The 20,428-nt window shown below is 71.0% G+C and carries 20 protein-coding genes; 2 read left to right on the top strand and 18 right to left on the bottom strand.

Annotation, left to right across the window (positions count from 1 at the left end; all coding sequences use genetic code 11):
• Positions 1–4 precede the first annotated feature (4 nt).
• The 4 genes from ABT070_RS40190 to ABT070_RS40175 form a co-directional block, all read right to left on the bottom strand.
• Positions 5–1,741 carry a thiamine pyrophosphate-dependent enzyme gene (locus ABT070_RS40190; protein WP_351767896.1) on the bottom strand — a complete coding sequence of 579 codons (1,737 nt, stop codon included), beginning with the start codon at positions 1,739–1,741 and terminating at the stop codon, positions 5–7.
• 13 nt (positions 1,742–1,754) lie between these two features.
• Entirely contained in the window at positions 1,755–2,615 is an 861-nt protein-coding gene (locus ABT070_RS40185; protein ID WP_351767895.1) for an amidohydrolase family protein, read from the bottom strand.
• Positions 2,616–2,870: 255 nt separating this feature from the next.
• Positions 2,871–4,082, bottom strand: coding sequence for an L-2-hydroxyglutarate dehydrogenase (lhgD, locus tag ABT070_RS40180; RefSeq protein WP_351767894.1), 1,212 nt, complete (start codon positions 4,080–4,082; stop codon positions 2,871–2,873).
• A gap of 37 nt (positions 4,083–4,119) precedes the next feature.
• A complete protein-coding gene (locus ABT070_RS40175; RefSeq protein WP_351767893.1) occupies positions 4,120–5,568 on the bottom strand; it encodes an aldehyde dehydrogenase family protein in 1,449 nt (482 codons plus the stop codon).
• 190 nt (positions 5,569–5,758) lie between these two features.
• Between ABT070_RS40175 and ABT070_RS40170 the strand changes: the two genes are divergently transcribed.
• Entirely contained in the window at positions 5,759–6,046 is a 288-nt protein-coding gene (locus ABT070_RS40170) for a putative quinol monooxygenase (RefSeq protein WP_351767892.1), read from the top strand.
• Positions 6,047–6,123: 77 nt separating this feature from the next.
• On the opposite strand, the gene ABT070_RS40165 is transcribed toward ABT070_RS40170, so the two are convergent.
• The 12 genes from ABT070_RS40165 to ABT070_RS40110 form a co-directional block, all read right to left on the bottom strand.
• Positions 6,124–7,152 (bottom strand): methionine synthase II (cobalamin-independent)-like protein, encoded by a 1,029-nt coding sequence (locus tag ABT070_RS40165; RefSeq protein WP_351767891.1) that lies wholly within the window; start codon positions 7,150–7,152, stop codon positions 6,124–6,126.
• 3 nt (positions 7,153–7,155) lie between these two features.
• Positions 7,156–7,632 (bottom strand): GlcG/HbpS family heme-binding protein, encoded by a 477-nt coding sequence (locus ABT070_RS40160; RefSeq protein WP_351767890.1) that lies wholly within the window; start codon positions 7,630–7,632, stop codon positions 7,156–7,158.
• Complete coding sequence (locus ABT070_RS40155; RefSeq protein ID WP_351767889.1) at positions 7,629–8,414, bottom strand: alpha/beta fold hydrolase; 786 nt, start codon at positions 8,412–8,414, stop codon at positions 7,629–7,631. The genes ABT070_RS40160 and ABT070_RS40155 overlap by 4 nt, the downstream gene beginning before the upstream one ends.
• A 26-nt stretch (positions 8,415–8,440) precedes the next feature.
• Positions 8,441–8,812, bottom strand: coding sequence for a VOC family protein (locus tag ABT070_RS40150; RefSeq protein ID WP_314219782.1), 372 nt, complete (start codon positions 8,810–8,812; stop codon positions 8,441–8,443).
• On the bottom strand, positions 8,809–9,615 hold the full coding sequence (locus tag ABT070_RS40145) for a fumarylacetoacetate hydrolase family protein (protein WP_351767888.1): 807 nt from the start codon (positions 9,613–9,615) through the stop codon (positions 8,809–8,811). The genes ABT070_RS40150 and ABT070_RS40145 overlap by 4 nt, the downstream gene beginning before the upstream one ends.
• Positions 9,612–11,060, bottom strand: coding sequence for an NAD-dependent succinate-semialdehyde dehydrogenase (locus ABT070_RS40140; protein ID WP_351767887.1), 1,449 nt, complete (start codon positions 11,058–11,060; stop codon positions 9,612–9,614). The genes ABT070_RS40145 and ABT070_RS40140 overlap by 4 nt, the downstream gene beginning before the upstream one ends.
• A 46-nt stretch (positions 11,061–11,106) precedes the next feature.
• Positions 11,107–12,027: a VOC family protein gene (locus ABT070_RS40135; protein ID WP_351767886.1), complete on the bottom strand. Its 921-nt coding sequence runs from the start codon at positions 12,025–12,027 to the stop codon at positions 11,107–11,109.
• 121 nt (positions 12,028–12,148) lie between these two features.
• Positions 12,149–13,057 (bottom strand): LysR family transcriptional regulator, encoded by a 909-nt coding sequence (locus ABT070_RS40130; protein ID WP_351767885.1) that lies wholly within the window; start codon positions 13,055–13,057, stop codon positions 12,149–12,151.
• Between the two features lie 103 nt (positions 13,058–13,160).
• Positions 13,161–14,114 carry a sugar ABC transporter substrate-binding protein gene (locus ABT070_RS40125; protein ID WP_351767884.1) on the bottom strand — a complete coding sequence of 318 codons (954 nt, stop codon included), beginning with the start codon at positions 14,112–14,114 and terminating at the stop codon, positions 13,161–13,163.
• A gap of 39 nt (positions 14,115–14,153) precedes the next feature.
• Positions 14,154–15,176 (bottom strand): ABC transporter permease, encoded by a 1,023-nt coding sequence (locus ABT070_RS40120; RefSeq protein WP_351767883.1) that lies wholly within the window; start codon positions 15,174–15,176, stop codon positions 14,154–14,156.
• Positions 15,173–16,660 (bottom strand): sugar ABC transporter ATP-binding protein, encoded by a 1,488-nt coding sequence (locus ABT070_RS40115; RefSeq protein ID WP_351767882.1) that lies wholly within the window; start codon positions 16,658–16,660, stop codon positions 15,173–15,175. The genes ABT070_RS40120 and ABT070_RS40115 overlap by 4 nt, the downstream gene beginning before the upstream one ends.
• Positions 16,657–17,214 carry a carboxymuconolactone decarboxylase family protein gene (locus ABT070_RS40110; protein WP_351767908.1) on the bottom strand — a complete coding sequence of 186 codons (558 nt, stop codon included), beginning with the start codon at positions 17,212–17,214 and terminating at the stop codon, positions 16,657–16,659. Before ABT070_RS40110 ends, ABT070_RS40115 begins: the two co-directional genes overlap by 4 nt.
• A 201-nt stretch (positions 17,215–17,415) precedes the next feature.
• On the opposite strand from ABT070_RS40110, the gene ABT070_RS40105 reads away from it, so the two are divergent.
• Positions 17,416–17,829 (top strand): cupin domain-containing protein, encoded by a 414-nt coding sequence (locus tag ABT070_RS40105; RefSeq protein WP_351767881.1) that lies wholly within the window; start codon positions 17,416–17,418, stop codon positions 17,827–17,829.
• Positions 17,830–17,853: 24 nt separating this feature from the next.
• Here ABT070_RS40105 and ABT070_RS40100 read toward each other — a convergent pair whose 3' ends face one another.
• Together ABT070_RS40100 and ABT070_RS40095 are read right to left on the bottom strand one after the other, a co-directional pair.
• Positions 17,854–18,642, bottom strand: coding sequence for an alpha/beta fold hydrolase (locus ABT070_RS40100; RefSeq protein ID WP_351767880.1), 789 nt, complete (start codon positions 18,640–18,642; stop codon positions 17,854–17,856).
• Between the two features lie 298 nt (positions 18,643–18,940).
• Positions 18,941–20,266, bottom strand: a complete 1,326-nt coding sequence (locus ABT070_RS40095; protein WP_351767879.1) for an MFS transporter — start codon at positions 20,264–20,266, stop codon at positions 18,941–18,943.
• Positions 20,267–20,428: the final 162 nt, after the last annotated feature.

The raw sequence follows: 20,428 nt of genomic DNA, 5'->3' as shown, positions 1-20,428 counted from the left end.
TGGTTCAGCGGGTGACGAGGACGTCGACGACGGCGGTGGTGCCCTCCGCCACGGCCTTGAGGGCGCGCTCGAGGGCGGGCCCGAGCGCCTGTGCGGTGTCGACGGTCTCGGTGTGCATGCCGAACGGCTCGGCGAACTGCGCCAGTCGGGGCAGACGGTGCAGATCGGTGCCGAGCCATTCACCGGTCTCGGCGGCCGCTCCGTCGGGATAGAACCTGCGGTGGTTGAGGTTCATCGACTTGTAGACCCGGTTGTTGAACACCACGATGAGCAGCGGGAGTTCGTACGCCTTGCTCGCGTCGTACGAGGGGACGACCGGGTTGTAGGTGAAGGCGCCGTCGCCGATGGTGAGGACCACCGGCCGTTCCCCCGCGGCGAGTTTGACGCCGAGCGCGACCGCGATGCCCTGGCCGAGGCCGCCCTGCACATAGAAGTACGAGTCGGGGTCGGCCGTGCGCAGATGCCGCTTGACGACACGGCTGTGGGTGATGGTCTCGTCGACGACGATGCCGTCCGAGCCGTGGAGCAGCTCGCGCAGTGTGGCGGCGACCAGCACCGGGTCGACGCCCTCGGTCCGCTGCCGCGCCCCGGTCCCGGCCCCGGTCCTGGCCCTGGTCTCGGCGTCGGCGATGGCGGCCTGCTCGGCGGCGTGCCGCTCGTCCTGGGCGGTGCGCCGTACGGCGACGGCGGCCTCGTCGAGATCCTTCGCCCGCTTGGCGAGCTGGCGCAGGGTGTTGGCGACGTTGCCCTCCAAGTACTTGTCCGCGAACAGGACCTGGTAGACGACGTGCGGACGCTGCGGCACCTCGTCGATGACGACGACCTGCGCCTTGGAGGGACGGCGCGACGGCGGGTAGAACGGGGCCCGGCAGTTGACGAGGAGGATGAGGTCCGCCTCGTCCATCCACGGGCCGATGTCACTGCCCGCGTGCAGCGGGTGGGTGCGCGGGAAGTTGCCGCACACCGCCGAGTCCGGCTCGACGACCGGGATGTTCCAGGCCTCGGCGAAGGCGACGAGGGCCTCGAAGCCACCCGCCTCGCGGCCGGCGGTCTCGGTGACGACGACCGGGTTCCTCGCCTCGCGGATCAGCCGGGCGACCGGATCGACCTCCTCGGGCGAGCTGTGCGTGGAGCCCGGCGGCACGATGGGCTTGGCCTCACGGCCGTCCCATTCCTCCAGCAGGATCTCCAGCGGGACGTTCAGGTACGCCGGCCCCGCCGGGGCCCGCCAGGCGAGCTCGGCCGCCCGCGTGACCATGGTGGGCAGCGTGTGGACGCTGGCGGCCTCGGTGGACCACTTGGTGAACGGGGTCGCGACGCCGTGCGGGCCGCCCACGATGGACAGGTTCCGGTACCACTGGCCGCCCGGATCCTGTCCGGGGCCGTCGCCGTAGGTGGTCGACTCGGAGGAGCTGACCACCATCGGGACGCCGGCGAGCAGCGCCCCGTGGACGGCCATCGAGCCCTGGAGCAGGCCGGGCGCCGCGTGCAGCAGCACCCCCTGCGGCCGGCGGCTGACCAGGCCGTAGCCGGTGGCCATGCCCACGGCGACGGTCTCGTGGGTCAGGTCGAGGTACCGCGGGCAGGGCAGCCCGTCCCGGTGGCGCCGGGCGAGGGACTCCCACACCGGGGCCCACTCGGACCCGGACGAGCAGAACAGGTAGTCGGCGCCGACGGCGTTGAAGGCGGTCACGAGAGCGTCTCCGCCGTCGGCGCCCGGTGAGGTGGTGGTGTCGGTCATCTCTCGTGTTTCCTCAGCCCTCGATCGGCCAGTTCAGGACCTCGGAGATACCGCGGCCCATGATCCACTCCAGCTCCTCGGGCGTGAAGTCCCAGTGCTTGGTGAACTGCTCGATGGTGTCGGTGTAGGTGATGCCGTGGCCCAGCAGACGGGTGATGTCGGTGCCGTAGAAGCAGCGCTGCGGGCCCATCTTGTCGACCATCTCGCGCACGTACTTCTGGATGTTGTTGTTCGGGAACGGCTGCGTCGAGTAGCCGGGCAGCGCCGACACCTTGACGTAGATGTTCGGGTGGGCCGCGAGCTCCGCGGTCTCCGCGACCCAGTATCCGATCGCGTCGTCGACGCAGCGGGCCATGATGCCCATGTGGTCGATGATGATCTTCAGCTCGGGGTGCCTGGCGGCGATCTCGCCGAGCTCGCGCTTCCAGATCGGGGCGTGGACCATGGTGGGGATGCCGAGCTCCGCGGCGACGGGCCAGTACCAGTCGTTGGTGCCGTCGATCATCCAGTTGCGGTCCTGCGGGCGGTGGAAGGTCAGTCGCGTGCCCTTGATGTGCGGGTTCTGCGCGAAGTCCTTCAGCAGGGCCTTGCCCTCCTCGGGCTTGTTCTGCGGGATGCGGGCCATGATGCCGAAGCGGTCCGGGTGCGCCTCACAGGCTTCGAGGGCGTAGTCGATGCGGTCGCCCTCCCAGGACGGCGGCAGGATCAGCGCGCGGTTCACGCCGGCCTCGTCCATCAGCTCGAGGGCCTCCTCGTAGGAGAAGGGGTCCTCGCGGTGGCCGTTGAGGCGGATCCGCTCCCGGGCGCCCGGGACCCAGGGGCGGTCCGGGGTCTCTTCCAGCCAGATGTGGATCTGCGTGTCGACGACGAACATGTCCCGTACTTCTTTCTCTCGGTAGGGCACGTGGTGAGGCGTTGCGGAGGGAACGCTAGGCGGCCGGAAAGGCCTTGCGGAGCCCCTGGGAGCGCAAGCTGTTGTTGCGTGAAAGTGCGCTGTTCGCAGGGCACTTTCAGGTTGCGCGCGCGGTCGCCGAAAGCGGTTTCCGGGCCCGTTTCGCGGTCGTCTTCCGCAACCTGTTTCTCAACGTGTTCCGCAACCTGTTCCGCAACCTGTTCCGCAACGTGTTTCTCAGTCGCTGCCGGAAGCGCGGGCGAAAACGGCTTCGACGATGTGCTCGGCGATCGCCATGGAGGCCGTGGCGGCCGGCGAGGGCGCGTTGCGGACGGCCGTGACCCGGCCCACCCGGTGGATACGGAAGTCGTCCACCAGGGTGCCGTCCCGGTCCAGGGCCTGGGCGCGGACGCCCGCCCCGCCGCGTACGACGTCCTGGACGCCGACCGCGGGGACGTACAGCTTGGCGTCCTTCATGAAGGCCTTCGCCGAGAACGACCCGCGGTACTCCTTGATGCCCGTACGCCAGTGCTGGGCCGCCATCCTCCAGACGCCGGGATAGGCGGCGAGGCCGAGCAGGTCCTTCGGGGAAATCCGGGTGCGGGTGTACCCCTCCCTGGCCAGCGCCAGGACCGCGTTGGGGCCGACCTCCACCGAGCCGTCGACGCGGGGCGTGAAGTGGACGCCGAGGAACGGGTAACGGGGGTCGGGCACCGGGTAGATCAGACCCCGCACCAGATCGGCCCTGTCCGGCCTGAGCAGCATGTACTCGCCCCGGAACGGGACGATCCGCGGGTCGGGCCGGTCCCGCGCGAGCCCCGCCACGGAATCGGAGTGCAGCCCCGCGCACAGGATCAGCCGGTCCACGCGCACCCGTTCCGCTCCGCAGGCCACCTCGATGCCCTGGGGCACCTCGGTGACGGAGGTGACCGGGAAGCCCGTCCGCACCTCTCCCCCGGAGCCGACGACGTCGTCGGCGAAGGCCCGGGCGATCGCCGGATAGTCGGTGATCGCGGTGCGCGGGGAGTAGAGGGCCGCGACTCCGCCGGCGTTCGGCTCGATCTCCCGGATCTCCTCGCGGGAGACCTTCCGCAGATCGGGCACATGGTTGTTCCTGGCCCGGTCGTAGAGGGCGTTCATCCGGCCGAGCTCGTCCTCGCGGACCGCCACGACCAGCTTGCCGATCTCGCGGTACGGCAGCTCACGGTCCTGGCAGTACGCGCGCAGCAGCGCCACGCCCCGTACCGTCAGCTCGGCCTTGAGACTGCCGGGCGTGTAGTAGATGCCGGCGTGCACGACGCCCGAGTTGTGGCCGGTCTGGTGGAGCGCGACCTCCCGCTCCTTCTCGAAGACCACGACCCGGGTGCCGGGCCTGCTCAGGGCGATCTCGCGGGCCGTGGCCAGTCCCACGATGCCGCCCCCGACGATGCCGATCGTCTCGTCAGCCATCGAACGCCTCCTTGTCTCTCGTCGCGTCTCCCGATCGTCAGCCGCCGAAGTGCACGGCGACAGTCTTGACGCGCGTGGAAAAGCGCAGGACTTCCTCGCCCTGCTCCTTGTAGGCCGTACCGGAGTCGTGGAACCCGCCGAAGGGCAGGTGGACGTCCCAGCCGGTGGTGGTGGAATTGACCGCGACCTGTCCGCACTCGGCCTCGTCGGCGAAGCGGTGGGCGTGGGCGAGGTCGCGGGTGAAGACGGCGGCGGCGAGGCCGAAGCCCGAGTCGTTGACCGCCTCGACGGCCGCGTCGAAGCCGTCGACCGCGCGCAGGACGAGAACCGGCCCGAAGACCTCGTCCCGCCAGATCGCCGTCTCGGGGGTGACGTCCCCGAGCACCGTCGGCTGCACGTAGCAGCCGTGGGCGCGCTCGCCCTCGGTGTCCGCGTGGCCGCCGGTGAGGACCGTGGCGCCCTGCTCGACCGCCCCGGCCAGGTCGGCGAGGACGCTGTCGCGCTGCTTGGCACTGGACAGCGGGCACAGCGTGGTGGCCGGGTCGTGGCCCGGGCCGACCTTCAGCCGCTCGACCTCGGCGACCAGCAGCCGGGTGAACTCCTCGTACACCGGCCGCTCGACGACGACCCGGCTGGTGGCGGTGCAGCGCTGGCCCGCCTGCCCGAACGAGGCCGCCACGACGGCTTTCGCGGCGGCCGGCAGATCGGCGTCCTTCAGTACCACCGAGGCATTCTTGCCGCCCAACTCGCCCTGGAAACGGACGTTGCGGTCGGCGAGGCGGCGACGGATACGGTTGCCGACGGCGTTGGAGCCGGTGAAGGTGATGCCAACGATCCGCGGGTCGTCGAGGAGCGCCTCCTCGATCTCCGCGGTCCGGCCGGTCACGACGTTCAGCACGCCCGCGGGCAGTCCGGCGTCGTGCAGGGCACGGGCGAAGTGCAGCCCGGAGACCGGGGTCTCGGTGGCCGGCTTGAACACGGCCGCGTTGCCGGTCGCGAGCAGCGGGGCGAGCTTGCGGGCGGGCGTGATCAGCGGGTCGTTCCACGGGCTGATCACCAGGATCACGCCGATCGGCTCGCGCTGGGTGTGGGTGCGGTGGTTCGGCCGTACGTCGTGCAGGAGGGTGCCGTAGCCCTGGCGGGCGAGACCGGCGTAGTACTCCAGGAAGTCGGCGGCCTTGAGGGTCTCGCCGGTCGCCTCGGTGAGGGTCTTGCCGTTCTCCGCCGTCACGTCGGCGGCGATCTCCTCGACCCGTTCGCGGATCAGCCGGGCCGCGTCGGTGAAGACCCGGGCCCGCTCGAAGGGGCTGGTGCGCTTCCAGACGGCGAAACCCCGCTCGGCGTGGTCGAAGGCGCGGGTGACGTCCTTGGCCGTGAGGGCCGGAACGCGGGCGACGGGGGTGCGGAGGTCGGCGGGGTCGAGGACGTCGATCCAGTCGGCGCTCGCCACCCACTCCCCGCCCACGAGGGTCTCCAGGGTACGCATGTCGGGTCACTTCCTTTGTCGGCCAGGGTGCGGACTGTGACAACACACCACGTCAGGGCGGTGCCGCCAGCTCTGTGGCAGCAGGCATTGGTTGCGCCGCGCGCGGGTGGGCGCGGGCCTGATCCATGCTGGAATCGGCGGGCCGGAGGCCTGACAGCGGCCTCCGCCCACCCGCCGAGGAGAACCGGACATGTCCTACGCCGTCGTCGCCCACTACCGCTGCGCCCCCGCCGACGGGGCGAGCGTCCGCGCCGCGCTGCTCCAGGTCCGCGAGCACACCCGTGCCGAGCCGGCGAACGAGGGATACGAGGTGCACGCGGTCGAGGGGGAGCCCGGCGGTTTCCTGCTGTACGAGCGGTACGCCGACCGGGCCGGGTTCGAGGCGCACAAGGCGGCCGAGCACTTCCGGAAGCTGATCGTGGCGACCGTGTGGCCGCTGCTGACGGAGCGGACGGTCACCTTCGCCGAGACGCTGTGAGGCGCGCGGCCTGATCCGCAGGACACGCCTCAGGGCCGGGCGACTCCCCCGAGTCGCCCGGCCCTTGCGCGCCGCCGTCAGAACTCGTTGCCCCACACGTACCGGGCGACGGTCTCCACCAGCACGATCTTCCTGCGCTGCTCCTCCGTGGTCAGCAGCGGCCGGCTCGCCACGTCGGCGAACCCCCGGGACGGCGACACGGCCGCGTCCTCGAGGTCCTTGACCGCGCCGACGGCGTCGATGCGGGCCATCACCGTGTCGATGTCCTCGAGTTCGGGCACGGTCGCGTCGACCACGCCCAGACAGACGTCCCGGTCCTCAGGCAGCGCCCGGACGAGGTCCAGCTCGGCGTCGGTGCCCTGGTCGAAGGGCAGGATCCAGCGGTCGGCCGGTATTGCGCCGTACAGCCGCTCGACGCGCGCCCGGTCCACGGCCCCGGGGGCGGCGAAACCGGGGGCGACCCCGATCCGTACGCCTTCGGGACGCTCGTCGAGGCGTACCGCGAGGGCCTCGACGGCGAGGGCGTCCTCGAAGGACAGCGCGCCCGGATCGGACGGGTCCGTCGCCACCTGGCCGAGCAGCAGCGGGTTGCTGAGCTGGATCAGGCGTACGCCCTTCGACACCAGCAGCTCGATCTCGGCCTGGACGATCTCCGCGAGGGCCTCGCCCAGTTCGCGTGCGGAGGACACCCCGAGGCCGGGCCGGTAGGTGGTCGCGGCGAGGTAGGCCGGGGAGGGCAGCGAGGCCTTCGGCGCGATCACCGTCAGCGCCGTGAGCCGGTCGGCCCAGTCGGCGAGCAGCGGGCCGTTCGCCTTGGGCAGGGACTCGGCGACCCAGCCGGCCAGGCCGTCCGCACCGACCTCGCCGGTTCGGCGGAACCCGGTCACGGCGTCGAGGACGGCGCCCCGGAAGTCCTCGCGGGGGAAGTCGCCGTCGGTGACGACGGTCGAGCGGAGCCTGCGCTGGAAGACGACCGCTTCCTCGACCGCCGTGCGTTCGGCGGCCGCCCGTGCCCCGGGGTCGCCGGCCGCGCGGGCGGCGACCAGCTCGGCGGGACGGACCAGGCTGCCGTGGTGGTCGATGCGGTAGTTGAAGGTGTCCGCCATGGGTCACACGTCCTTTCCGGGCCCGGCCGGACCGCCGGAGACGCCCCAGGCGGCGAACTCCAGCTCGTAGCCGAGGGCGGCGAGCACCTCGTCGGCGATGGTCTGGTCCTCGTCCGCGGTGCCGCCGGCGATGCCGAGGCCGCCGATGATCTCGCCGTCCTTCTTGATGGTGACGCTGCCCTCGGTGGCCATGATCGGCAGCGCCGCGCCCGGGAGCTGGGAGAGCTGGGCGAAGAAGACGGGCTGGCTCTCCTGCCACTTCTTCAGCATCTTGCCGGGCCGCTGCATGACGGCCGCGGTGTAGGCCTTGGCGCGGGCGATGTCCGGGGTGAGGGGGCGGGCCCCGTCCGGGCGGCGGATGGCGATGGGGAAGCCGCCGGCGTCCACGACGGCGACGCTCACCGCCTTGCCCAGGGCCCGGGCCCGCTCGGTGGCGGCCTCGATGATCTCCTCGGCGGCGGCCAGGGTCAGGCTGCTCATACTGCTTCCTTCGGTGCGGTGAGGGTGCGGCGCAGACGGGCTACGGCCTCGTTGTAGGCCCGGGGCGTCTCCCAGTACATGGAGTGCGGGGCGCCCGGGACGATCTCCAGGTGCGATCCGGCGAGCAGTTCGTGGGCGCGGGTGACCGTCCTGACGCTCAGTACGGCGTCGTTCTCGCCCGCGAGGAAGGCGACCTCGACGCCCGACGCCTCGATCTCCTCCAGGGAGGGGCCGTCGGTGTCGAGGTTGCGCAGGTCCTGCATCCTGGCGACGTTGAAGGTGCCCATCTGCTGGAACAGGAACGTGAGGTCGGCGCGCTCCGACTGGAAGGGCTTGGTCAACAGCCGGTCGATGACGGGGAGTTTGACGGCCTCGGCGCGGTCGGCGGCGGCCAGCTCCTTCAGCTCCGGGTGGCTGATGCCGCCCAGCGAGTGGCCGAGGACCACGGCGGAGACACGCTCGGGGCGCAGCAGTCCGGCGCGCAGGGCGGCGACGGAGCCGATGGACTGACCGACCAGCATGACGTCGGTCAGGTCCTCCTGGTCGAGGACGGCGACGACGTCACCGGGGAAGTCCTGGCCGTCGAACTCGGGCATGGACGAGTCGGAGTTGCCGAAGCCGCGGAGGTCGACGGTGACCACGGTGAACTCGTCGCGCAGCGCGGCGACCTGCTGCCACCAGGCGGCGTGGTGGCCGCCGCTGCCGTGCACGAACAGGATCGCCGGACCACTGCCGTGGCGCTCGTAGTAGAGGGAGGTGCCGTCGGAGTCGGCGAGAGGCATGGGAGGGAACTCCTAAGCGAGGGCGATCAGTTGGGGCGCTTGGCGTGGTAGACGAGCTCGATCATGGTGTGGTCGGGGTCGTGGATGTAGCAGAACTTCGACTGGTTCTCCGGGCGTTGGACGGGCCGGGTGTGCCGGATGCCCAGCTCACCGAGGTGCGCCAGGAAGTCGTCCCAGTCGTCGACCTCGACGGCGAAGTGGTAGGGCGCCATGCGCTCCATCTCCTCGACCGGGGTGAAGTGCAGGTCGAAGTTGCCACGGGTCATCAGTACGACCCGGGTGTTGGACTTGGGCATGATCCGCTTCATGCCGAAGACCTTCGTGTACCACTCGGCGGTGCGGTCGGGGTCGGTGGTGGGGAAGTTGACGTGGTGGATGTAGCGGGGTTCCGCGCTCATGACTGGTGGTTCCCTTCGAGGTGAACGGGGTTGGACAGCACACCGATGCCGCTGATCTCGATCTCCACGGTGTCCCCGGGCTCGATCCCGCAGGTCGACTCGGCGCCCATCCACAGCACGTCCCCGGGCCGCATGGTGATGTGCTTGGTGATCTCGACGATGAAGTCGAAGGGGTCGAAGACCATGTCGCCGGTGGGGAACGAGGCCTGCTCCGCGCCGTTGACCCGCAGGGTTGTCGTCTGCGCCAGGGCGTCGACGTCGGTCTCGATCCACGGCCCCATCGGCTTGAAGGTGTCGCTGTTCTTGCTGCGCCAGAAGGTGCGGTCGCGGTGCTGCCAGGTGCGGGCGCTGACGTCGTTGCCGATGGTCCAGCCGAAGACGGCGTCGCGGGCCTGCTCGTACGAGGCGTGCCGGACGGTCCGGCCGATGACGGCGACGAGTTCGGGCTCGGCCTCGAACCGCCCCTCGGCCTCGGCCGGCCTCACGATCGGCGAACGGTGGCCGGTGAGCGCGTTGTTGGCGCGGTAGCCGACCTCCGGGCGGTCCGGCAGGACGGCGGCCGGGTTGCCGAGCCGGGCCGCGTGCTCGATGTGCCGGGGGTAGTTCAGGCCGACCGCGTAGAAGACGGGCGGGACGACGGGCGGCAGCCAGTCGGCCGTTTCGCGGCGGACGGTTCCGACGACTTCGGGATCCGGCCGGCCGGCGTCGCCTTCCAGGGGGGAGCCGGACAGCAGCTCGACGTCCGTCTCCCCCACCCGGCCCCACCGCGCCCGTCCGTCGACCGAGAGCCGTGCGTACCTCATGGCGCCAGCCGGTGGGAGACGCGCTTGGTGACCAGGTAGGCGTCCAGCGCCTCGGGCCCGCCCTCCCGGCCGTAACCGCTGTCCTTCACGCCGCCGGAAGGCGCCTCGTGGACGGAGCCGCCGCAGTGGTTGAGGGAGAGGATCCCGGCCTCCAGCTCGGCGGAGAGCTTCTCGGCGGTCGCGGCGGAGTCGGTGAAGCCGTAGGCGGCGAGGCCGTACGGCAGCGCGTTCGCGGCCCGGAGGGCCTCGTCGAGGTCGCTGAACGGCACGATCGGCGCGATCGGCCCGAACGGCTCCTCGTGCAGCAGCTCCGCGTCCTCGGGTACGTCGGTCAGGACGGTCGGCGCGAAGAAGTACCCGGGCCGGTCGGGCCGTTCGCCGCCGGTGAGGACCTTGGCGCCGCGCGCGACGGCGTCGGCGACGAGCCGTTCCAGGGACTTCAGCCGGCGTTCGTTGGCCAGCGGGCCCATGGTCGTGCCCGGCTCGCGACCGTCACCGACGACCACCGCCTCGGCGGCCTTCACGAACTCGGCGGTGAACTCCCCCACGAGGCTCTCGTGGACGAGGAAGCGGCTCGGCGAGGTGCAGACCTGGCCGGCGTTGACGAACTTCGCCCGGGCCGCCTTGCGGGCGGCCCGCACCGGGTCGGCGTCCGCGCAGACGATCACGGGGGCATGGCCGCCGAGTTCCATCAGCGACGGCTTCATGACCTGGCCCGCCTGTGCGGCCAGCAGTTTTCCGACCGGCACCGAGCCGGTGAAGGCGACCAGGCGGACCACCGGGGAGGCGATCAGGTGGGCGGAGACCTCGGCGGGTTCACCGAAGACGAGGTTCAGCACTCCGGCCGGAAGTCCCGCGTCGGTGAAGCAGCGCACCAGTTCCATGGCGGTCGCCGGGGTCTCCTCGGAGGCCTTGATGACGATCGAGCAGCCGGCGGCGAGCGCGGCGGAGATCTTGCGCATCGGGCCGCCCGCCGGGAAGTTCCACGGGACGAAGGCGGCGACCGGACCGATCGGCTCACGGCGGACGGTCAGTACCGTGCCCGGCTCGGCCGGGATGATCCGGCCGTAGGCGCGACGGGCGTCGTCGGCGTGCCAGCGCAGGGTGCCGGCCACCCGGCGGGCCTCGCCGGTCGCCTCCGCGAGCGGCTTGCCCTGCTCCAGGGTCATGATCCGCCCGACCTCGGCGGCTCGCTCGGTCAGCAGGCCGGCGGCGGCGTGCAGGATGTCGGTGCGCTCGGCCACGGGCGTCGCGCGCCACACCTTGAAGCCCGCCGCGGCGGCTTCGAGCGCGCGGTCCAGGTCGGCGGGGGTGGCCAGGGGTACTTCGCCGATCACCTCCTCGGTGGCCGGGTTCACGATCGGGGCGGTACGTCCGGTGCCGCCCTGGCACCACTCGCCCGCGATGTGGAGGCGGACGGCGGGGTAGCCGTGGTCGGTGGTCATGGGTGGGTGCCCTCTCAGGCTGGAGAGTCGATGAGGCCGGAACGGCTCAGGAAGCGGTTGCGGCGTCCTGGTCGCGGTTCGTGCGCAGCGCCCAGATGTGGTGCGGCGGAGTGGTCTCGTGGACGCGGGTCTCGTAGGTGTCGTCGACGCGGTCCATGTCGGCGGCGTACTCGACGCGGCCCCCGCACGGCGCGTGCAGGAAGCGGAAGACGTTCGAGCCGACGGTGTGGCGGCCGAGCCTGCGGGCCTCCCGCCAGCCCTTCTCGATCATGTGGTTGCCGCCCTCGACGACGTCGTCGAAGCCGGGCACCTCGTAGGCGATGTGGTTGACGCCGACCCGGTCCGGACGGTGGCACAGCAGCATGGTGTGCTGGTCGTCGTCGCCCGGGGCCTGCATGAAGACACCCATCGGCTCCACGATGTCGGTCGGCCGGAAGCCGAGGACGTCGGTGTAGAAGGCGACCGCCTCGTCCTTGTCCGCCTTGGCGATGTTCAGCGCCACATGGCACATGCGCAGCGGGTACGCCCGTGTGAGCGGCTCCAGGGCGGTGTTCCACCGGTGGACGCTGCCCGTCGCGTTGGCGGGACGGGGATCGACGGCGACCGGCTTCGGCCGGGCGAGGGTGAGGCCCACGCCGAAGCCGCTGAGGTCGACGGTGTGGAAGACGCCGTCGGCGCTCTCCCGCACCGCTCGCCGCCGGCCGGCTGCCTCGGCCAGGCGGGTCAGCTCCTCCCGCGTGTCGACGCCCCAGACGACCTCGCGCAGGGTCGGCCCGTCCTCCACCGGCGGGGGCAGCAGGGGGTTCGGGTCGGTGTCGAGGTGGAGGGTCTGCCCGGTGAGGGTCTCGAACACGGCGTGTTCCTCGGTCCGCTCCACCAGGAACAGACCGAAGTCCTCGAAGAACCGGACGCATTCGTCGAGGTCGTCGATGCCGTAGGTGACCGATTCGATTCTCTGGATTCCCATGGATTCCTCGTTTCCGGGTCGCCAGGTGAGCGTAGGTTTGGGGTGGCCGGGGCCTCAATGGCCCCGGCTCTACCAAATACGCAACTCTTGGTTGCGCCTGCCGTTGCGCCTGCCGTCGGGGCTACCGGATCGCGGGAATCGGGTTCTGCGAGAACCATTCGGAGAGAAAGTCCAGGAACACGCTGATCTTGCGCGGGGTGTCCTGTCCGGGGCCGTAGATGGCGTACAGCGGGCGGTCGGGTACGGCGAGTTCCGGCAGCAGCACCTTGAGGGCGCCGGAGACGAGGTCGTCGTAGGCCGGGCGCTGCGGGAGCAGGGCGATGCCCCGGCCGTGCACGGCCGCCTTCTGGAGGGCCAGGTAGGAGTTGGACGAGAAGGCGATGTTGCGGATCTTGTGCAGGGTGCTGGCGTGGCCGTGCCCGATGCGCCAGACCGGGTCGTTGACGTGCACGAGGCAGTCGTGGCCCGCGATGTCGTTGGGATGCGCGAGACCGCCGTGCCGTTCGATGTAGTCCGCCGAGCCGCACAGCACGAACGGCAGGGAGGAGATCTTCTTCAGGCGGACGCTGGAATCACGGAGGTCGCGTGTGTGGAAAGCCACGTCGAATCCGCTGTCCAGGAAATCGTAGGTGCGGTCGGACATACCGCCGAGTTCGAATCGGACCTGAATCTTCGGGTGCGCCGCGGAAAAGGCGGCTATCGCGTCACCCAGGTCCAGGCTGCCTATCCATTTCGGACAGATGATGCTGAGGGTGCCTTCGGCCCGGTCGTGCGAGTCGGCGAGTGCCGCGTCCTGCGCGTCGATCTCGTCGAGGATGCGGGCGGCGAATTCCGCGTACCTCAGTCCCGGCTCGGTGAGGCTCACCGAGCGGGCGGTGCGGTTGACCAGGCGGACCCCCACCTGCCGTTCCAGCTCGGCCACGTGCCGTGACACCAGTGACCCGGAGGAGCCGAGTTTCTTGGCGGCTCCGTTGAAGCTTCCGGCCTGAGCGACAGTGACGAAACTGTGCATCAGCAGCAAGCGGTCCATGTTTCCTCCGATTGCGGCTCCCGCCCGCGGCATCGAGAACGGGAGCATTCCTGCGGCTCGGAACAACCGGGGCGCAGGCAGGCACCGCTTCCCGGTGGGGCCCTCACTTCGGGCAGTACTGGGGTGCCTCGCTCAGGTTGTCCTCGGTCACCAACAGAAGAGGAATGTTGGCAATCTTGTCAACCTTTTGCTCGTCAAGGAGCCCGACGGCGTTCTTCACGGCCGTCTCTCCGATCGTCTTCGCCGAGTTCGCGACGGTGGCCGAGAACTCGCCGCTCTTGACGGCGGCCAGGCCCTCGTCGGTCCCGTTCACGGTGACGATCTTGACGTCCTTCGCGCCGGCGGCGTCGAACGCCTTGCGCACCGCGAAGGCCATCTCCTCGTTGGCGACGAACGCGTAGTCCAGGTCGGGATTGGCCTGGATCATGTTCTCCGCCACGTCCTGGGCCTTTGCGGGATTGAACATACCCGGCTGGTTGGCGACGACCTCGGCCGTGGCCGGCAGAGCGCCCTTGAAGCCGCCCACGAGCAGGTCCGAGGCCGCGCCCGGAGCCCCGGCCACGATGCCGACCTGCACCGGCTTCGTGCCCGCGTCCTGGGCGACCCAGCCCGCGTCGAGGCTGCCGACCTTCTTCAGGTCGACGACGGCCGCGCCGAGAATGTCGGCGGCGTCGCCGGTGGACACGGAGGTCAGATAGATCGGTATGCCCGAGGCCTTCGCCTTGGCGATGTCGCCCTTGAGCGCGTCGACGTTGACCGTCTGCACGATCAGCGCGCTCACGTCGCGGGAGATCATGTCCTCGATGTTGGACAGCTCGGTCCCGGCGTTCTGGTGGGAGTTGGCCGTGTAGACCTTCGCGCCCGCGGTCTTCGCCTGACCTTCGACGGCTTTCTGGAGACAGCTGTGGAAGTTGGTGTCGCCACCGTTGACGAAGCCGAGGGAGACGCTGTCGGAACTGCCGCTGCCGCTGTCGCCGTTGCCGCAGCCGGTCAGCACCAGGGTGGAGCCGGTGACGGTGGCGAACAGGGCCCTGCGTGTACGCGCGGAGAGTCTCATGGTGAAACGCCTTTCGTGAGGCAGGAACGGGAGGGAAGGTCAGTGGCGGGCCGAGCCCGAGCGGGCCTTGTGCATCTCGTTGGCGATGGCCGCCACGAGCAGCACGGCGCCGACGGAGACCGGCTGGTAGTTGCTGGAGAAGTCCAGGAGGTTCAGCGCGTTGGCCACCACACCGAGCAGCACCAGGCCGAGGGCGGTGCCGATGACCGTGCCGTGCCCGCCGGCCAGCGAGGTGCCGCCGATGACCACCGCGGCGACCACGGCCAGTTGGAGCGAGAGGCCCGCGGTGCCGCCGGGGCTGGAGGAGCCGAGGCGGGACAGCAGCATCAGGCCGGCGAGTCCGGAGAGGGTGCCGGTGAGGCCGTACAGGGTGAGCTTGCGGGCCGTGACGTTGATGCCGCTGAGGCGGGCCACGTGCTCGTTGCCGCCGATGGCGAAGGCGTCCCGGCCGAACACCGTGAACCGCATGACGAGCGCCGTCACGATCAGCACCAGGACGGCGACGATCAGCAGGTACGGCACGCCGAGCACCTTGTCGTTGCCGAGGGCGAACATACGGGTGCCGATGGAGATGGTGGAGCCGTCGTGGACCAGGAGCGCGACGCCGTCGAGCAGGGTGGCCGAGGCCAGCGTCACGACGAACGGCGCCACGTTGGTGAAGGTCACCACCAGCCCGTTGACGAGACCGATGGCGGTGCCGAGCAGCAGCGCGACGACCACGGCGTAGCCGGTGGGCTGGCCGTCGGCGAGCAGTTTCGCCGAGACGGCGGCCGTGACGGCGACGTTGCTGCCCATGGAGAAGTCCATGCCGCCCGCGGTCATCAACAAGGTGAGTCCCGCGGCGAGTACGGCGTTGACGCTCACCTGGCTGAGGATGTTGACGATGTTGCGGTCGGTGGCGAACGTCTCGCTCTGCACGGCGGTGAACACCACGACGAGGACGAGCACGGCGATCAGACCGGCGTGCGGCAGATCGCGCACCTTGCCCGGGGAGAGACGGGACGCCGGCGCCTCGGGCGGGCCGGACACGCCGGGGGCATCGGAAAGAGTCTTGACGCTCACTGCGGTTGACCTCCGAGGGCCGTGGCGACGAGTTCGTCGCGGGTGATGGCGGTGATGTCGTGCTCGGCGACCGTGCGGCCGGCGCTCACGACGACGACCCGGTCGGCCAGTCGCATGACCTCCTCGGCGGAGGAGGAGGCGAGCAGTACGGCCACTCCCCGAGAGGCGAGATCGTCGAGGAGGGTGTGGATGTCGGCCATGGCGGCGATGTCCACGCCGTTGGTGGGGTCCTCCAGGAAGCACGCGGCCGGTGAGGTCTCCAGCCACTTCCCGAGCAGCACCTTCTGCTGGTTGCCGCCCGACAGCGCGCTCACCGGCGGGTTCCCCGCCAGTGCCCTGACTCCGTAGCTGTGACGCAACGGGGCGGCCCGGCGGGCGAGTTGGCCGCGGTGGTGCAGACGACGGCGCGCGAACCGGTCGTCGGCGAGCATCAGGTTCTCGTCCAGCGACATGCCCGGGACCAGGCCCAGGGAACGGCGGTCGCCGGTGACACAGCGCAGCCCGCTGGCGAGCGAGGCCGGGACCCGGCCGAAGGGCACGGCCCGGCCGTCGACGTGCAGATCGCCGGTCTCCGGGCGCTGCCGCCCGGACAGCAGGTCGAACAGCCGGGACTGGGCGTCCCCGGCGGGCCCCAGGACGGCGACGATCTCGCCCCTGCGCACCTCGACGGTGAAGTCCCGGATGGCCCGTCCCTGACTCAACCCCCTTACCGCCAGGCCGACTTCGTCCTTCGGCGTGGGGCGTTCGGGGCGGGTGGAGACGACGTCGCGGCCGACCATGGCACGCACCAGTCCCGCGTCGTCCAGCTCGGCGGCGGGCGCGCTCGTCACCACGGCCCCGTCCCGCAGGACGGTGAGCCGGTCGGCGACGGCCATGACCTCGTCGATGTAGTGCGAGATGTAGACGACGGCGACGCCCTCGTCGCGCAGGGTGCGCACCAGGGCGCGGATCCGGTGGGCGTCCTTGGCGCTCAGACACGCGGTCGGCTCGTCCAGGATCAGCACGCGGCCGCCGCGCCGGACCTCGCGGGCCACCTCCACCATGGTCTGCTCGGCGACGGTGAGCGAACCGGCGGCGCGCTCCACGTCGATGGCGATCCCCAGGGCGGCGAGGGCCGAGCGGGCCTCCTCCCTGACCGCCTTCCACCGCACGGCGCGCGCCCGCGTGGGCAGGTCGCCCAGCAGGATGTTCTCGGCGACGCTCAGGCCCATCGCCAGTTCGCGGCGCTGCGGCACCGAGGAGATGCCCAGCCTGCGCGCCCTGCGCACGCTCAGCCCGTGCTGCTCCTGCCCGTCGACCTCGATCGTGCCGGAGTCGGCCTGGTGGACGCCGGACAGCACCTGTACGAGGGTCGACTTCCCGGCGCCGTTCATGCCCATCAGGGCGTGCACCTCGCCGGGGTACAGATCGAGGTCGACGCCTTTCAGCGCGGCCGCCCCGCCGAAGCTCTTGGTGACGCCCCGGGCGCGCAGTACGGCGGTCATGGCCGGTCGCCCTCGGGGGCCACACGTCCGTAGCCGCGGATGTCGGGGAAGGGGGGCTCCTTGTCGGCCTGGAGGTCCACCTGGAACGTGTTCAGGCACATGCCGAGCATGGTGAAGTTGCCGAGCGCGCCGATGGTGTCCACCAGGCCCTTGGAGCCGAAGTGCTCCAGTGCCGCCGCGAAGGTGGCGTCGGTGACGAAGTGGTCGTCGAGGATCTCCCGGCAGAACCGGTAGAAGACCTGGTCGGCCTCGTCGTCGAAGACCGCCTCGCGCTTCTCGGCGATCGCCTGCACGGCGGCCTCCGGGATGCCGGCCTCGACGGCCTGGTGCACATGGGCGTTCCAGGAGTACTGCGCGTCCCAGTTGCGGGCCGCCATCAGCAGGGTCAGCTCGCGCAGATGCTTCGGCAGCGAGCAGTCGAAGCGGGCGAACGCACCGAGCGACTCGGCCCGTTCGCACATCTCCGGGCTGTGCAGCCAGACCCGGAAGGGACCGCGCACCGCGCCACGGCGGCCGGCGATCCGCGCGGCCAGCTCCTGCTGCCGCGCATCCATTTCCTCTTCGTCGAGAACGGGGAGCCTCACGGCCGTTACCTGCCTTTTCTTTCCGGCGCATTACGGGCACGGGTCGTGAATCCGTGCGGTGCCAGGTGAAGGTACAGCCGTGTCCGAGAAGCTCACCCACCTCGGAGCGCAACGTAAAACTGCACGCCGGAGGCCCCCCATTCGCCGGGCGGCGACCTAACGTCGTCCGACATGACCACCATCATCAAGGCCGCGTCCGTCCCGCTGCTCGACCGCGGCGGCGCGGTCGTGACGACACCGCTCGTCACCACCGCGTCGGCGGACGGGGAGAACCGGATCACGAGCGGGATGAGCGTCTACCCCGTCGGCTCGGGGGCCCCGCTGCACTCGCACAACTGCGACGAGCACGTGACGATCCTCGAGGGCGAGGCGGAGGTGTGGGTGGACGGCGAGGTGACGAAGCTGGAGCAGTTCGACACCACGTACGTGCCGTCCCCGATCCCCCACCTGTTCCGCAACATCGGCGACCGCCCGCTGCGGATCCTGTGGGTGTACTCCTCGGGCCATGTGACGCGCACGTTCACCGAGACCGGCCGCACGGTGGAACACCTGTCGGCGGAGGACCAGATGGGCTCCGACGACTGAGCACGGCGGGACCGGGTACGGCGTTCAGCGCACCGCCGCGGTCACCGCGTCCAGGACGACGGCGGCGACCCGCGCGGGCTGTTCCACCAGGGCGAAGTGTCCCGCGTCGGGCACCGTGACCGTCCGGATGTTCCGGCAGGCCGCCAGCCCCCGCCGCTCGGCGTCGGTCAGGCCGATCTCGTCGCGGTCCCCGCGCACCACCCAGGCCGGGACCCCGGCCTCGCACAGCCTCTGGACCAGGGACGGATACCGGTCCAGATAGGCGTAGTGGTGCCGCAGGATCCGGCGGCAGGCCGCCGGGTCGTTGTCGGCCATCGCCGCCGCCAGCGCCTTCGCGCGCGGCGGCGGCAGTTCGTCCTCCATCGCCCGGGGCAGCAGTTTCAGCATGCCCGCCCAGGCCGCCGTGCCGAGCCCGGGCACCCGCGCCACGGCGTTGATCACGGACAGGGACCTCGACTCGTCCCCTCGCGAGAAGGTCGGCGAGAGCAGCACCACGGGGCCCGTGAACAGGCCCGCCGCGGCCATCTCGATCGCCACGTTGGCGCCCAGGCTGTGGCCCACGACCGTGTCGCAGCCGGCCTCGGCCGCGAAGTCCGTCATCAGCCGGGCGTAGTGCTCGACGGACACGTCCTCGGGCGCCTCGGTACGGCCGAACCCCGGCAGGGTCGCCGCGATCGTCCCGAGGCCCGCCATCGCCGGCTCGGCCATCAGATCCGCGTAGAACGCGGTCGTGCACAGCGCACCCGGAATCATCAGCACCCGGTGCGACGCGTCCCTCGGCCCCGCACGCCGGACCTCCCACTGCTTGTCCATAGCTAGAGCGTGCGACCGAACGCCCCTCACCGCACCCCGGACGAAACAGCGCCAGGCAGCACGGGCGACTGCACGCCCCCCAGGGGCGCGGGGAACTGCGCGGCCCACCCCCCGCCCTCCCGCAGCCGACGCACTCCCGCGCCCCCTGCCCGTGCCCCTGCCCCGGCCCCTGCCCCCGCCCTCGCCCTCGCCCTCGGCAGGGGCCGGCGCCGGACGCGCCGGACGCCGGCCCCCGCACCCCGTGCGGTGACCGGCGTCCTTCCGTGCCCCCGGTGTCAGCCGTGCGCCGTGCGCTCGCTCAGTGCGCGCCCACCAGTTCCTGGTCGGCGCCGTGCGGAGTCTGCTTCGAGCTGCGCAGCGCGGCGATGCCGATGAAGACCATGGACGACAGGCCGGCGATCGCGAAGGCGGTGAAGCCCCAGTCGCCCTGGCCGGAGGCGAGCAGCTGGCCGCCCAGCCACGGGCCGAACACGGCGCCGAAGCGGCCCATGCCCGAGGTCCAGCCGACGGCGGTGGCCCGGTCGTCCGCCTGGGAGCGGATGGAGACCGTCGCGTAGATCATCGTCTGGGCGCTGTTGAGGAAGACGCCGGTGAGGAAGACGACGATCATCGTCACGCTCATCGGCATGTGGACGCTGAGCAGGAACACACCGGCGGCGGTCAGCGCGAACCAGATCGCGGAGATGCGCGGGGCGCCGAACCGGTCGGCGGCGCGCCCGGCCACCAGCATGCCCACGATGCCGCCGAGGTTGAAGACGACCACGAAGGACAGGGCCGAGCCCAGCTCGTAGCCCTCGGCGCGCATCAGGGTGGGCAGCCAGGTGGCGACGCCGTAGACGAGGAGGAGACCGCCGAAGGAGGCCAGCCAGTACAGCAGGGTCTGGGTCCACTCGCCGCCGCGGAAGAGGTTCTGCAGCGCGTTCCAGCGGTCGGCCGCGCCCTGCTTGCCGGACTTCACGGCGGGCAGCTCGACGTCGTAGCGGCCGGCCAGCTCGCGGGCCTCGTCGGCGCGGCCCTTGGCCACGAGGAAGCTCAGCGACTCGGGCAGCAGCTTGGCGAGCACCGGGGCGAAGAGCAGCGGAAGCACGCAGACCCAGAAGGCGGCGCGCCAGCCGACCGGGTCGATGAGCCACTTGGCGACGTAGGCGGAGAGGATGCCGCCGGCGTGGTGGGCGGTCATCAGCAGGCCGATGACGATGGCGCCGCGGCCGCGCGGGGCGTAGTCGGAGACCATGCTGATCGCGGTGGGCAGCAGGCCGCCGAGGCCGACGCCCGCCAGGGTCCGGCCGAGGCCGAAGACCTCGACGCTGCCCGCCGTCGCGCACACGCCGGAGGCCAGCGAGAAGAGGATCACGCAGCCGACCATCAGCTTCTTGCGCCCGATCCGGTCGGCGACGGTGCCCGCCGTGAGGGCGCCGATCAGCATGCCGAAGGTGGCGTAGCTGCCGAGGTCGCCGGCCGTGTCCGGGGTGAGGCCGAAGGTCTTCGTCTCCAGCAGATGCGGCAGCACCGAGCCGTAGATGAACATGTCGAGGCCGTCGAAGAGCACGGCCAGCCAGCACAGACCGACGACCAGGAGGGCCAGTCTGCTGCCGCGGGCGGACAGAGCGGGGGAGGAGGACATCGTTGTTTTCCTCTCGTCCAGGAGACGAACCCTGGAGGGGACGAGTGAAGAGGGCCGGCGCGGCTCGTGCGGCTGACCCGGTGTGCGCAAGACGCTAAGGATCAGCCCGGAGAGAGTCAACACTTTTGTCAACAATCTCATCGACAATCCATTGGACCGCTG

The sequence above is a fragment of the Streptomyces sp. NPDC002884 genome, from assembly GCF_040295245.1.
Classification (GTDB): Bacteria; Actinomycetota; Actinomycetes; order Streptomycetales; family Streptomycetaceae; genus Streptomyces.
The sequence above is the reverse complement of the archived record's forward strand: the minus strand, read 5'-3'. Positions and strand labels throughout refer to the sequence as shown.